8 protein-coding genes are annotated in these 14,873 nt (G+C 42.6%); 3 read left to right on the forward strand and 5 right to left on the reverse strand.

The features are described from left to right. Positions 1-42 precede the first annotated feature (42 nt). Positions 43-933, reverse strand: coding sequence for an AraC family transcriptional regulator (locus CLV51_RS13660; RefSeq protein WP_158267011.1), 891 nt, complete (start codon positions 931-933; stop codon positions 43-45). Between the two features lie 509 nt (positions 934-1,442). On the opposite strand from CLV51_RS13660, the gene gap reads away from it, so the two are divergent. Then, complete coding sequence (gene gap, locus CLV51_RS13665) at positions 1,443-2,465, forward strand: type I glyceraldehyde-3-phosphate dehydrogenase (RefSeq protein ID WP_106528577.1); 1,023 nt, start codon at positions 1,443-1,445, stop codon at positions 2,463-2,465. Between the two features lie 295 nt (positions 2,466-2,760). Here the strand turns inward: gap and CLV51_RS13670 are convergent, their stop codons facing one another. Continuing rightward, complete coding sequence (locus CLV51_RS13670) at positions 2,761-3,417, reverse strand: nucleotidyl transferase AbiEii/AbiGii toxin family protein (RefSeq protein ID WP_106528578.1); 657 nt, start codon at positions 3,415-3,417, stop codon at positions 2,761-2,763. Beyond that, positions 3,407-3,886, reverse strand: a complete 480-nt coding sequence (locus tag CLV51_RS13675; RefSeq protein ID WP_106528579.1) for a helix-turn-helix transcriptional regulator — start codon at positions 3,884-3,886, stop codon at positions 3,407-3,409. The genes CLV51_RS13670 and CLV51_RS13675 overlap by 11 nt, the downstream gene beginning before the upstream one ends. A 282-nt stretch (positions 3,887-4,168) precedes the next feature. Here CLV51_RS13675 and CLV51_RS13680 point away from each other — a divergent pair, with 282 nt between their 5' ends. Next, positions 4,169-4,432 (forward strand): hypothetical protein, encoded by a 264-nt coding sequence (locus CLV51_RS13680; RefSeq protein ID WP_106528580.1) that lies wholly within the window; start codon positions 4,169-4,171, stop codon positions 4,430-4,432. A 304-nt stretch (positions 4,433-4,736) separates the two neighbouring features. Here the strand turns inward: CLV51_RS13680 and CLV51_RS13685 are convergent, their stop codons facing one another. After that, complete coding sequence (locus CLV51_RS13685; protein WP_146151283.1) at positions 4,737-5,483, reverse strand: 4'-phosphopantetheinyl transferase family protein; 747 nt, start codon at positions 5,481-5,483, stop codon at positions 4,737-4,739. 61 nt (positions 5,484-5,544) lie between these two features. Further along, positions 5,545-6,894, reverse strand: a complete 1,350-nt coding sequence (locus tag CLV51_RS13690; RefSeq protein ID WP_106528582.1) for a glycosyltransferase — start codon at positions 6,892-6,894, stop codon at positions 5,545-5,547. Positions 6,895-7,310: 416 nt separating this feature from the next. Between CLV51_RS13690 and CLV51_RS13695 the strand changes: the two genes are divergently transcribed. Then, a complete protein-coding gene (locus tag CLV51_RS13695; protein WP_106528583.1) occupies positions 7,311-14,867 on the forward strand; it encodes a beta-ketoacyl synthase N-terminal-like domain-containing protein in 7,557 nt (2,518 codons plus the stop codon). Positions 14,868-14,873 lie beyond the last annotated feature (6 nt).

A 14,873-nucleotide genomic window follows, 5' to 3' on the forward strand; every position in this document is an offset into this window, starting at 1 on the left:
TTGAAAAGCTAAGTTGCCGTTTTCAAAAGCAATCTGGATGGATTAATCAACATGTTTGCCGGACAAATTCTGCACTTCTTTCACAAACTGCGAAATAGTCTTTCCGGTATTTTTTTTAAATAGTCTGGAGAAATAGTCCGGGTCAGTAAACCCCAGTATATAAGCCACTTCTTTTGCAGCAATGGGTTGATAAAAAAAAATGCGCTGAGCTTCCAGAATAGTCTGCTGAATAACATATACTTTTGGAGAAACACCTGAAAAATATCTCACTACTTTATATAGCTTATTTTCAGAAATACTAAGCTCCCTGGCTATTAACCGAATAGATGGCTGTTGTCTTAGTCTTTGTTCAATCAACTTTCTGAAATCAAGATAGATTGAAAGCATCCCATTTCTATTTCTGTTTGTATTATTGTTGCGGAAGTAGCAATAATTTAATTCTGATAATAATGTATTTAAATGAGCAAGCAGTATTGAGGCAGTATCCGTGTTTTCTGTATTTAAAATTTGCGCGATAGATTGCAGTGTTGGAATGATCCTTGTCTGATCCTCTTCAGTCAGGTTTACAACAGGGGTGTTTAAAGGATTCAACAGAAAATCATATGATTGCGGCAACAGAGACATACACTCATGGTCAAAGGCTAATTTAAACCAGTTTCCTACCTGGCTCCAATCCCGGTGAATACGATGAATCTGATGGGGCAACACGAAAAGCGCACTACTTTCCTTTACTGTAATCTCCTCCAGGTCTATATAATGTTGGGAACTTCCTTTTATTACAAATACAAACAGATATGCAGCCATGCGATGGGGAAGGAATATATTGATATCAAATTCAGCGGGAAGGAGGAGCTTTCCGTGAGGAGTATTGATAACAATATTTAGTTTCCTATGCTGTGAAACCTGCTTTATAAGGTCCTTAGTATCCCACATAATTAGTTTTTTAGCCTGAACCTTCATCTTAGCTACCCCTTACCAGTGAAACTCTTCAAAGAGATAAACTCCCCCGATTCCATCCTCATTCCGGTAATACTTATCCATAAAGTTCGTGATTTTGCTCAAATCAGATACAAATAGGTTCGAACATTGTCCCCTCTGCCCCGCAAAGCGTGATACAAAATTCATTACTGGATTTAGCATCACGCTTTCGTTTTTATTGTCGTGTATATCAGACGTTATTATTTCCACGATTTCTCTGAAACTATTCACTTATTTCCCTGAAAACGAATGAATGGGTATGTTTTGAGTAATTCCTGTGATTTTCTTTAAGAAGGTCATCGAAATAAACACTGATTTTTTGTTGTAGACGCAAGTAAATTCCCTTAGGTTTAATAATTAGCCAATTAAATGAAGTGATTGTCTCTATGTTTGCAAAAGCTATGAGATAGCCTTTTGTTATTTGGGCGTTATCAAATAACTTTACCTGTTACAACTACATAAACATGAGGATAGCAATTAATGGTTTTGGGCGTATTGGCAGAATATGTTTACGCATATTGCTCCAAAAAACAGGGATCGAAGTAATTGCAATAAATGATCTGGCAGATACTCCAACATTGGCACACCTTTACTGTTACGATTCTGTACATGGTCAGTATAAAGGCGAAGTAAAGGCCACAGCCGATGCCCTTGTTATTGACGGGAAACCAATTCGTGTCTTAGCAGAGCGTGATCCGCTGAAGTTGCCCTGGGCTGATATGGGTATCGATTTAGTAATCGAATCGACCGGTAAATTTACTACCAGGTCCGCCGCCGGATTGCATTTGCAGGCCGGTGCCAAACAGGTTATTGTATCAGCGCCATCGCCGGATAAAGATATTCCTACGGTAGTATTAGGGGTTAACGATCATTTAATAGATCTTACATCATCTGTGTTATCTAATGCGTCGTGCACTACTAATAATGCAGCGCCGATGGTAAAAGTTTTAGACGATAATTGGGGAGTTGTAGACGGCTATATTACCACCATTCATTCTATGACCGGAGATCAAAACCTGCATGATGCACCACATAGAGACCTTCGCAGAGCGCGTGCGGCATCGGCATCCATTATACCCACATCTACAGGCGCCGCAAAAGCAATAACCACCATATTTCCGCATTTAGAAGGTAAAATGGGTGGAGCGGGTATACGCGTACCAGTTTTAAATGGTTCGCTTACCGATTTTACCTGCATCCTGAAAAAACGACCCGAAAATGTAAATGAAATTAATGCCAGGTTTAAAGAAGCCGCAGAAGCTTCGATGAAAGGAGTGTTGAAATATACAGAAGACCCCATCGTATCTGTAGATATCATTGATAATCCTTATTCTTGTACCTTCGATGCTTTATTAACTTCCATTGTAGGCGATTTAGTAAAAGTTGTGGGCTGGTACGATAATGAATTTGGGTATTCTAACCGTTTAGCAGATTTAGTAGTACGCATTGCCGAACTTAAACATCAAACTGTAGCGATAGATAAATAGAAATATTATCAATGAGAACCGTAAATGGTTTTTTTGTATTGCTTTTCTACTGGTTGGGCAAAAGCCCCCGAGTTTAATCTGGTTAAGTTATTATGCTAACAGCTGGCTATGTTATTTTTAATCTACTAACAAATTCTAAAATATGAAAGAGGGGTTCGATTGTGATCCCTGACTCTCCGCTAAGAGCGATATAAAATTCAATGTTGGATTTTGTACCGCTTTTTCATTTTAAATATGGTGCGTGTCAGGCGAAATCATTTTTTAAGTAATTTATTTCAGTCATTAAACACCTGATCTATCTGGTATTCTCTTTTACATGTTCTATAATTTCAAGTTTTATTAATTCCCAATGTTTTCCCCTCATACAGATAGGTTCAAAGTCATCGTCAGCAGTTGAGAAGTCTACAAAATTCGACCTGATAATAGCTTCATCATGGCTATATGGATAACGCTGATAATGTAGGTCTATCATTTGCTCAGGAGAATACATTTCTATTACTTCGTGTAAATCCCAAAAATCTTTTTTACGTCCTCCGCGTTGTACCACATCTACCTTCATTGCAATAATCTCTTCTATAGTATCCATTCGAATATTTTCCACTATTAATTCCGGTTGAATAAACTGATCTGTATAATAAAGATCAAGTTTTATGGCTTCTTCCTCGCTGGTTCCAATAAAATAAGATCTTCCTATGGCAACCGGTCCGGGTCCTGGGTCAGTAACATATGGGAATGTCTCACGTAGATAATTATCTATTGCATTAAAATTTATTGAATCATATGCAGCATCGGTAAATAAATCTATATCTACTGATAAACGATGGCCTATTTGAAGGCTTAGCGCAGTTCCTCCTACAAGTCGGAATTGTTCAAACAATTCACAACGCATTAATTGAAGAAGAATTGATTTTAACAATGGAGTAACTATATTCCAGTGTAATTTAGCTGGCATCCTTTTTTTGAGTTTTATTTTTCAATACCTGATTAACTGCGGCCTTACCATAAAAACGATTGACTTCCTCCTTCTCCTGATCATTTCCACGTTCAAAAACCCGTTGAATAACTGCTCGTTTCTGCTGTTGCCAATCGATTTTTTCCATTTTGGTATCCCAAAATAATATAGCCCTCAATTTTGAAAGATCAGGATGCTGATTGCTATATTGTTTTCGTTTTTCTTCTTTGATTTCGTAAAATACCTGCAAGATCATAAAATACCCCTCTTCTATACCAAGAGCATGCTCAATCTTTAGTGCGAGCGCTGTATTCATATTCCTTTTCCCTTTGGCAATAGCTCCCAGGGTTTGAGGAAATTCATTAATTGAAAGAGCAAAGGACCCCTTGGCAAGCTTCCTTTTTTTAAGCTCCCTCTCTAATACTATTCCTGGATGCAATCCTTTTAATATGGATATATCTTCCTGCATACAGCAAAAATAAACAATTTTGCTTATTTTTTGTAATGAGGATTATAAATGAACGTATGGTATCTATTCACTATATAGAATGGAGAAAGAAGTTCCCAAGGTGTTTTAAATTTTCTGTCAGCCACCGACCAATGTGCAGCTATGTAGTACGCTTTAACTCCCTATGATAGCACAATGATGACACTGGGAAAGCACCGGAGCAGCTATCTTTATAAATTTTAATAAAAGTTTTAAATTTATAAAGAAAAGAGATTGTTATCTATTACCCTGAAATCATATCTTATGGTAAGGCTCCGTGATAATTTCCCATTTACAGGTACCTTTTCCGGTTGCTGCATTTATAAAATGGCAGGTAAACATTATTTGCGGGCAAAGAGTTCTCTTACGGGTAAGCGGGTAAAAAAAGATCCCGTTTTCCATAAAACCATGGAAAATGCCGGACTCTTTGGCGCTGCATCAAAGATAGCATCAGCAGTATACCAGCAGCTACAGAAAAAGTATAAGGCACATGCCTTATACAGACAACTTATTGGGAAAGCATTATGATTATTACGTGAAGGAAAAGACAGCGAAACTATCCTGGCTATACTACTGAAAGCATATTTGCCCATACCTGTCAGAGTTGTAGTAACGTCTGTACACAGATCAGTTGTTCGTCCTAAAGAATGGCCTGGTAAAAGAAAATGGTATTCAGATCGATGGAATCAGAAAATAGGAAGACTATCATATGCCAAAGAAGATGCTTTGCATCTTAATCTAACTTTAGACAGCCTCACCGCAAAGACGATAAGCATCAAAAAAGATTTGCTGGATGCGGAAAAGGGAATATTGCTTTTGCAGGGGAAATATGCTAATGCGGCTGACTTTCCGCATGCAATGCTTTCTGTCGCAAAATGTGCAATTTGCTGATATCCGGATCACTGTTTCTGGGCAGTACTATACACCAGGCTGCATGGTGTTCAATCCAGGCTATAGCTTTGTATTGGGCGAAGTTGGTAAACTGGCATACCAGGTAATTGTCCCGGAGTTCAATGCTGCTGATGGTAAATATTTCCAGAGAGGCCGTAAGGCCGGTTTTAATTACTTTAGACATAGCTTCCTTTATAGTCCAGGCCAGCGTCATTGAGGCGTCCAGGCCAAAAGGCAAAGCATGCAGCATTTTGTTTTCTCCGGAAGTAAGTGGAATTAACCTGGAAAGATCATTACCTGATTTTATAATTTCCACATCTGCGGCCACAGGATGTGATTCAGGAAATACAATGGCGATACTCCATTCACCACTATGCGCAATACTCAATTGAACGTTACTGACGTTGCTTCCCTGCAAAACCGGTTGCTGAAATACACCAGGTTTGATTAGTAGTTCCGTAGCAGGAACGCCTGTATATGCCGAGGCGGCTAGTTTTGCCGTATACCGGCCAAGCAGGAAGCTATGTCCTCGTGTCCCCTGGGGCAAGTTGTTTAAATAATCACGCTCCTCCGGATGAAGAAAGTTTTTCTCTTCTTCCAATAATTCCTTCAGCTGTTTATTGGAAATGGCTATATACATCGGAAAGACTCCCTCTTTCCGCCTGATCATAAATGACTCAAAAGGCATGTCAGAAATCGGTTATATTGCTTTATCCCGGGGCAATCACCTGATCTCCCGGGATATATGGTTATACGGTTGCTTGCGATGCATAAGCAGTATCCAGTATTTCCTGCACGTTATTGCTGTATACGGTAGGCTCCTGGTGTTCCGGACGAGGCATTGGTGCCCGTTTGCTTGCCAGGTTTTCCAACAAACAGGCTGCAGTAACTGATGCGTTGCATTTCCCAAAGTCTGCTGCAATTTCTTTTGCATGCTTGTCATAGGAAGGATCATTCAGCAATTGATCTACGGCTGTACGTAATGTTTTGGAAGAAACACGCCAGGAACTAATAGTGATACCCGCTTTACGATCTACAAGCTTACTGCCGGTGATCCTGTGTTCCAATATCTGAGGTATCATTACAATAGGTACACCTGCAAGCAATGTTTGCCCTACTGTTCCAAATCCCCCGGTACAAACTACTGCATTAACTTTTTCCAGTAATGCCAATTGTGGCAGATAAGTTCTGATCAGCACATTTTCGGGAAGGTCTGTCCATTCTTCCGATTGTAGTCCATTACCTAAAGTGATAACCAGTTGCCAGGAGGCTCCCCTCGCAGCTTTTATCATCTGGTTGATTATTTTCCTTTTAATGTATACGGTACCCATCGTGAAAAATACAACCGGCCGGCCATCCAGCCAATCCCACGGAAAATCAACATCTGCACCTACTACTTTCCTGCTGCTGCACGGGCCTATGTAATAAGTTTCCGGTAACAGGTCGGAACGTTTGTACTCAAGCGCCTCAGTTGTATAAGCCATATACAGGGCGGGAGAGTTGTGTTTCCAGAACGCTTCCTGCAGCGGAAGATTATATTGTTTCCTTACCTTATTGATGCCGCGGGTAATTTTGCCAAGAAAAAAAACCATGATGCTTACCAGTGTTCTGTTAAACAGTTTCATAGGCTGCCCTTTTTCCTGCGGAATAATTGCTGTACCCGGCAGCAATATTTGTGTAGGACAACTGATCGCATATGGAATACCGCGTATCTCTGCCGCCAGTATACCGGGATAGAACATGGTATCAAATACGCATACATCCGGTGACCAGGTGTCTATTAACTGCAGAAAATCTCTGACGCCGTCTTCCAGTTTATATATGATACATTCTGCCGGTGTGGTATTCATTTTCTTTTTCAGAATCCATGGCAGTAATAATTTTTTACCGGCTGCAATTGTTTCATTGGAGAAGGCCACTGCATCTCCCCATTGAAAATCTTCCCGATAAGGAATAGCTGCTTTATCGAGTATTGGTTTCATTTTAGGATGACAGGCATACGCAACAGTGTGACCGTCACTTATTAATTGCTGTGCCATACCAATAGTAGGATTCACGTGACCATAAAGCGGCACACTACCAAATAAAAAACGTGACATGAGGATTTTCTTTAGGATGTAAAAGGGTTTACTTGTGTAGCATAGTTCTTTAAAGATAATACAAACCGGAACACGTGCACTGAAATTTTTTCAATATTACTTAGGATGACTGCTATTATTTTTCAGTTGAATAATTAACAGAGATATGATGTAGAAATTTTTACACGCAATTTGGAAATTAGTTTTATTTTGCTAATATTGTAAATATCATCGCCTGAGTAAATTCCACATTTAATTTACTGATTTAGAACCCTGAATAATTAAGTCATTGTGACTTTAGACGGCGGAGCCTTATGCTGTCTGTATACTAATCCACTTGCTTTATTTTATTACTAAATGCAATAATCTGCCGCTTCATCTTACTATGCAGATGAAGGGTTTCTCTTTAACAGTTTCAGCTTAAAAGATTGCTTTCGATGTTGACGGTATTGAATAATTATGCGCATGGCCTGGTGGCTATTCCGGTAATTGACAGCTGCATAAAAAAGGGCCTTTTCCTTATACTGCAAGAGGATGCTTATATTTCATTTGCAGTTCTAACTAAAAAATCAGCGGCTAATGCAGGGCATTTACGCATTGCGCTGCAAATGCTGGAATCCATAGGTTGGGTTTCGAAGAATGAGCAGGACGGTTACCGGCTTCACCGCGAAATCGCTTCCTATCAATATATTCCTCCGGACATTATGGAGTTGATGGATTTTCCTTTCAACGCGTATATTGACGATACGTCAGGTAAATACAGTCTTGATAAATGGATTAATTGTGTAGTAAACCAGTGGAATGCACCCCATACGCTTATCAGCGCATTCCTGGATGGTATGCTGGTAGTACCTTTATTGCTCGCCCTGAAAGAAAAAAAACTGCTGCCGCCTGACATACCAAAGGACGGGATGTTGTTTTCCTCCCTTGCATCTTCCGTTCGTGCAGAGATCATCAGACTTTTTCTGAATAAGGGATGGGCACTGCAAAAGGAAACAGGTGTACATATTTCTGATATGGGCCATTACCTGGCAGACCGGATCTTTATCACTGCCACCGTGGTTTCATACAAACCTATGTTGCGACAAATAGATGAAGTGATTTTTGGTAATTGTGCAGCTGTCTTTGCCCGGGATAATGTGGATAGTGAACAACATGTAGACCGTACATTAAATGTGCAGGGTAGCGGATTTCAGCATGAAAAGTATTTCTCCGGCATGGAGGATATTATCGTGAGATTATTCAACCGGGAACCATTTGAAAAGCAACCCCGTTACATTGCTGATATGGGCTGTGGTAATGGTGCCCTGTTGAAAAAAATCTATGAGATCATCCGCGACAAAACCCTCCGGGGAAAGGTACTGGATACCTATCCTATTACCATGATTGGGGCAGATTTCAATAGTGAAGCGCTGGTTGAAACAGCTATCACCTTAAATAGTATTGATCACAAACTGGTGAAAGGTGATATAGGAGATCCGGCACAAATGATTGCTGATCTCAAAAAAATGGGTATTGAGGATGTAGAGAATATATTACATGTTCGTTCTTTCCTGGATCACGACAGGCCTTATATTCCACCACCGGATAATGCGGAGGATATTTTCCCTCTTTCCGGTAACGGAGTATATGCAGATGCAAAGGGAAATGAAATTCCGGTAAATGAAGTATTACAAAGCCTGATAGCACATCTGCAACGTTGGTCATCTGTTATAGGTAATCATGGACTCATATTGCTGGAGGTTCATTGTCTGGCTCCTGCCGTTATCCGTAATTTTACTGACAAGTGTGAAAGCCTGCATTTCGATGCCTATCACAGGTTTTCACAACAATTGCTGGTGGAAGCAGATACGTTTATCATGGCTGCAGCCCGCGTCGGATTATTTCCGCATCCCGATTTTTTTGCGAAATATCCACGCACGATGCCCTTCTGTCGTATCACCCTCAGCTACCTGGAAAGAAGAGACTATATCGTAAGATATGCGCGGAAGGAAGACCTGCCCGCATTGATAAAGCTGGAAAAGGACTGCTGGCCCGCTTATCTCTGTACTACTGCTTCAGCCCTGGAAAAGAGGCTGGCCCATTATCCGGAAGGGCAGATGGTTTTGCAACTGAATGGCGAAATTGTAGGCGTAGTGTATTCACAGCGTATTGAAAAATTGTCAGATCTGGAAAATGTGGTGGCCGCAACCATTGAAGACCTGCACCGTAACGATGGCTCCATCATTCAGCTACTGGGATTAAATATTTTGCCGGAATGGCAACATGGAAATTTCGGTGACCAGCTCCTGGAATTTATGTTGCAGCAATGCAGCTTACTGCAGGGAGTAGAAACAGTGGCCGGTATTACGCGTTGCAAAGATTATCAGCATCATACTGTTATTGATTATAATGCCTACATCCACCTCGAAAATGAGCGTGGTACACTGGTGGATACTACGCTGAGGTTTCATGCCATGCACGGAGCAGAGATTGTAAAGCCGGTGGCAGGGTATCGTCCTGGCGATCATCACAACAAAGGTTATGGGGTTTTGATTACCTATGATGTGTACAGACGTAAAAGAAAAGATATATCCACCGAAACACAGGCAGATGAAAAGATTTTACAGACAAGAAATAAGGACGCAGTAACAGCATTTGTTACCAATACCATCCTGCTAATCCTGCGTAAGCCTGATGATTATGGCTTTTCTTTGGAACGGCCACTGATGGAAATGGGACTTGATTCTGCTGACCTGCTGGAGTTAAGTGAGAAGATCAGCCACGAATATAAAATCAGACTGGAACCTTCATTTTTCTTTGAACATAGTTCCGGCACACAAATTATCAACTACCTGGCGGTAAATGAAGCAGTAGTTAAAACGATAATGACTGCGCCGGTAAAAGAGGAACAGCAACAAAAAATAACAGCTTCGCAACAGGAGCAACCATCATTTGAACCTCCGCAACTCACCGCTGAAGCAGATAACAAGGCAGTAGCGATTATAGGGGTATCATGCCGGCTGCCTGGCAATATTAATAATAAGGAACAGTTCTGGAAACTGTTACAGGAAGGAAGGAGCGCTATTGGAAAGTTACCGGCAGATAGATGGGAATGGCCTGCAGGCATTGATCCGTTACACACACACAAAGGCATTGATAACGGTGGTTTTTTGCAGGAGATAGATACATTTGATGCCGCTTTTTTCCGGATTACACCAAAAGAAGCGGAGCTGATGGATCCGCAGCAGCGGATCCTGATGGAGATGAGCTGGGAGTGTCTGGAAGACGCAGGTTATCCGGCCAGATCCCTTGCGGGCAGTGCTACCGGTGTTTTTATCGGCGCAAGTGGTACCGATTATAACCGCCTGCTGGATAAACATCCTGAGCATACAGATGCTCACTATGGCATAGGTGCTTCCATGTCTATGCTGCCTAACCGGATTTCTTATTTCTATGACCTGCATGGCCCCAGCATTCAGTTGGATACTGCCTGCTCCAGCTCTCTGGTAGCTGTTCACGAAGCAGTAAAATCTCTTCGTTCCGGTGAATGTGAGCAGGCGCTGGTGGGAGGAATCCACATCATGTGCCATCCTGTAAACAGCATTGCCTATTATAAAGCAGGTATGTTGGCAGAAGACGGAAGATGTAAAACATTTGATAATGCAGCAAATGGTTATGTCAGGGCAGAGGGGGCGGTGCTGCTGTTACTGAAGCCTTTGGAAAAAGCATTGTTGGATCAGGATCATGTATACGCCGTTATTAAAGGATCTGCTGTAAACCACGGCGGACTGGCAGGTGGCGTAACCGTGCCTAATCCGGCCCGGCAGGCTGCCCTGATGACAGCCGCCTTCCGTGATGCGGATGTGCTGCCGGAAACGATCAGTTATATCGAAACACATGGAACAGGTACGCCCCTGGGAGATCCGATAGAAATTACCGGATTGAAAGACGCATTTGGAAATAAAAATATAAGGCCCGTTGCCTGGTGCGGTTTAGGCGCTGTTAAAACCAATCTCGGACACCTGGAAGCTGCTTCAGGTATCACCGGTTTACTGAAAGTATTACTCTGCATGCAGTATAAACAACTGCCTGCCTCCCTGCATTTTCATGAACAGAATACCCGTTTTTCTATCGCTGATTCACCTTTCTATTTCATATCTACTCATCAACCGTGGCACCTGACGGAAAAACAAATGTTGAGAAGAGCCGGTGTGAGCAGCTTTGGTTCTGGTGGTACAAACGCTCACGTAGTACTGGAAGAAGTAGACAGTCCTATAAAAGCAGATGATCATACAACGCCTTATTATCTCATTTGTTTATCTGCAAAAACAGCAACTGCCTTGTTGCAAAAACAAAAAGACCTGCTGTACTGGCTGGAAAATGAAGAAAAGGATAACAGCATTTCCGCTATCAGTGCCGGATTAATGTTGCGCAGACAACATTTTGGATTACGTATAGCCTATGTGGTGCGTAACAAAGAGGCGTTGAAAGAAAAAATAAACGAGGTGTTAACCAAAGGCCATACTACAGCCTTTTTCAAAGAAGATGTGCATGAAAAAACAAAACAGATACAGCCGCTTTTTGTGCAGTTAGGTCAGACTATTATTAAAGAACTGAACAACAACATCAAAACTGACGCAGCATCATACAGTGATAAACTGATGGTGCTGGCAGAATTATATACGAAAGGATATGAACTGGATTGGAAATCCTTTTTTGTCAATGTACCTCCGGTTGCCCTGCCAACATATCCTTTTGATCGTGAACGTTACTGGCTTCCTGAAGTGTTTAAGGCAAATACAGCTAACATATCATCACGGTCAGGGCTACACGAAACCAATGCTGCTTCACGTCGCAGTTATTTTCTGGAAAAGCAATGGCAGATAGCACCGGCAGTGGCAGAGAGCCCTGCTCGCGGGGCTGTACTGATCCTGTCCGACAGGTCAACCAGGTCACTGGCAAATCTGGTCGCTGCTTATTTCTCCGGGAGTAATATATTTTATACAGATGAAGGCCAGCTTCCCACTGTTTTACAACAACCTTATTGCGGTTGTATAAACCTGTTGGGCTGCGGTACGGCATCTGTACAGGACCTTGGTTGGTTAACCCTGCTACAGCAGTTGATAGAACAGGATAACGGTACCGGATTGATGCTGTTGGCAGTAAGCCGGGGACTGGAATCACCGGAAGCACATTCGCAACAGTTGAGCGGTGCTTTATCAGCAGGATTGTTCCGGATGTTGCAAAGTGAATACAAGCAATTACGTTCGCGTCATATGGATGCCGCGATGACCATAGATGAAATTATCCTGGCATCCCTTATCGCAGCTGAATTTAGTTTGGGAAGCCGGGAACCTGAAGTAATGTACCGGCAAGATGGACAGCGTTACAGCACTGTGCTTTCACAGATTACTTTACCTGCAACCAATAGCATACAGTTTGGCCCGGAAGAGGTGTTGCTGATTACCGGAGGCACCCGCGGACTGGGTGCGCTTTGTGCCGTTCATTTTGTAAAGCACTATGGTGTAAAACGCTTGGTGTTGTGCGGCCGGGAGCCATTACCACCCAGGGATACATGGCATAGTTACACAACAGACAGTATTACCGGTGTAAAGATAGCGGGCATTCAACACCTGGAATCGTTGGGAGCGCAGGTAGAAGTGCTGACGGTACCGCTAACAGATAAGATGGCATTTACACAGGCATTGTCAGCAGCGGAATTAAGGCTGGGACCTGTGCGTGGAGTAATTCACAGTGCCGGCATGACGGACCCGCATAACCCTGCGTTTATCCGTAAACGTATGACGGATATAACCGCCGTATTGTCGCCTAAAGTGAACGGTCTGGATGTGCTGTATAATATTTTTAAAGAGAAACCCCTGCACTGTTTTGTGTTATTCTCTTCCGTATCTGCAGCGCTTCCTGTGCTGGGCGCCGGTCAAAGCGATTACGTGATGGGTAATGCCTATATGGATTATCTCAGCACTGTACACCAGGGCCATTGTCCTTTGATTAGTATCCAGTGGGGCAACTGGAAAGAAACAGGAATGGGAGAAGTGAAAGGAGCGGCATATGCAACTACCGGGTTACATGCACTGTTGAATGAAGAAGGACTGAGTTTACTGGACCAGGTGCTGGCAAGTGGTCGCAGGGGCGTATTGCTGGCCGCAGTAGCAGATCCCAATGTATTTGATCCGGCCCGTTTACTGCTGGTACCACAGGTGACAGCTCCCCATACTGTTCCGGCGGTTACCGCTACGAGTAACAATCAATCAGGTGTATTACATTGGTTGTTGAAGTTGTTTGGAAGAGAATTGAAAATACCAATAGAAAAACTGGATGCTGACACACCATTCCACGACTACGGTGTAGACTCTATTTTATTGACGCAGCTGTTGCGCGAGATCAATAAGGAAATACCGGAAGTACTTGATCCTTCTTTATTATTTGAATATCCTTCTTTGTCGTCCCTCGCTGTGTGGCTGGAATCAAATCATGGAACGACTTTGTCTGCTGTGTTCAAAAATACAGTGGTTGAAAATAATCGTATACCAGTTGAGGTTATACCTGTTAAAGCAGTCAATGTTATATCCAATACAATGTTTGCTCCGGTTAATCATCATGATAACGATATCGCCGTAATTGGCATGTCGTGCCGGTTTGCAGGTGCAGATAACCTGGATGATTACTGGAAGTTATTGTCAGAAGGACGTAGTAGTCTGAGTGTCCTTTCCGGCCAGGAGTGGCATGCGGAAAGTTCACCGGTATTCGGTGGTTTGCTGAAGGATAAAGATTTATTTGATCCGGGCTTTTTTTTATTGCCGGAATCAGATGTAGCTGCAATGGATCCACAGGCACTGATACTACTGGAGGAAAGTCTGCGTGCATTGTGCCATGCGGGTTATAGTCATACGGAGTTAAAAGGACACCCGGTAGGTGTGTATATAGGTGGCAGAAGTCAGCATCAGCCATCGGCGGCAGCGTTGTTATCTGCACGTAATCCTATAGTAGCAGCAGGACAGAATTATCTGGCAGCGAATGTGAGTCATTTTTTTGATCTGCGTGGTCCTGCGGTGGTAATAGATACAGCTTGTTCTTCTTCGTTAGTGGCCTTGCATATGGCAGCTCAGGCGTTGCAAACAGGAGCAATTTCCACAGCACTGGTGGGAGGTGTAAATCTGCTGCAGCCGGGAGGAGCGACGGAATTATTTCAGCAGCGGGGTTTATTAAACCATGGAAATGTGTTTCATGTTTTTGATGCACGTGCTGCTGGTGTGTTATTATCAGAAGGTGCAGGTATGCTGGTAGTAAAACGGCTGGCAGATGCACAGGTGGCGGGAGACTGCATCTACGGCGTAATAAAATCAGTAGCTGTGAATAATGATGGCCGTACAGCAGGTCCGGCCAGTCCTAATTTGCAGGCACAGAAAGATGTGATGTTACAGGCGCTTGCACGCAGTGGTTATCAACCAGGTGAAATCAGTTATATAGAAACTAATGGTTCCGGTTCCGCAGTAACTGACCTGCTGGAGCTGAAAGCAATAGAAGAAGTTTATCGCAATGGCAGCAGAAAAAAATGTGTGCTTGGGAGTATCAAACCAAATATTGGTCATCCGTTGAGTGCAGAAGGAATGGCAGGATTGATCAAGGTGCTGCTGATGCTGCATCATGGTGAAATGGTGCCTTTCTTATCTGGTCAGCAACCCATGCAGCATTATGATATAGCTGCTTCACCATTTAGTTTTTGCCGTGAACATGCAGCCTGGGATAGTTCCCCGGCAGTGGCAGGAATTAATTGTTTTGCAGATGGCGGTACCAATGCACACGTTGTTGTAACAACAGCACCAGCTTCAGAGAGCAATAATATCTGCAGACAACCTTTACCAATACCTGCCCTGAACAAACGACTGGTAAAACATGCTGCCATTCCGGTAGTATCCGTGGATAAAAAGAAAAACCCTATACCAGTGAATAGTTTAATGCCAGCACCAATGATCTGGGAAACCTTTTAACAGTAT

Source organism: Chitinophaga niastensis, from assembly GCF_003014755.1.
Lineage (GTDB): Bacteria > Bacteroidota > Bacteroidia > Chitinophagales > Chitinophagaceae > Chitinophaga > Chitinophaga niastensis.